This window comes from Pseudomonas sp. IT-P74, assembly GCF_949768175.1.
Classification (GTDB): Bacteria; Pseudomonadota; Gammaproteobacteria; order Pseudomonadales; family Pseudomonadaceae; genus Aquipseudomonas.
The window spans coordinates 1-275 of the sequence record NZ_CATKQD010000079.1 but is presented as its reverse complement, the minus strand read 5'-3'; the positions used below and the strand labels follow the sequence as shown (position 1 = coordinate 275).

At 61.5% G+C, this 275-nt stretch carries 1 protein-coding gene; it reads left to right on the top strand.

Translation table 11 applies throughout. From position 1 onward, the window contains the following. On the top strand, positions 1-275 hold a 275-nt coding region (locus ACM6J5_RS25925; RefSeq protein ID WP_414929602.1), incomplete at both ends, for a contractile injection system protein, VgrG/Pvc8 family.

Genomic DNA, 275 nt, shown 5'->3' with positions numbered 1-275 from the left:
AGGTGTCGCTCGAGATTGAACTGGCGTGCGGCGAGGCGCGCTACATTCATGGCTACATCAGTCGCTTCAGCCTGCAGAACAGTGACGGCGGCCTGGCTTACTATTCGGCCACCTTGAGCCCCTGGCTGTGGATGCTGTCGCGCCGCTTCGACTCGCGGATCTTTCAGGAGCAAACCGTCGAAGACATCCTGCGCACGGTGTTCGCCCACTATGGCGTGCTGCCCGGGTTCGAGTTCCGTCTGGAGCAGCCGCTCAAGTCGCACAGCTACATCACG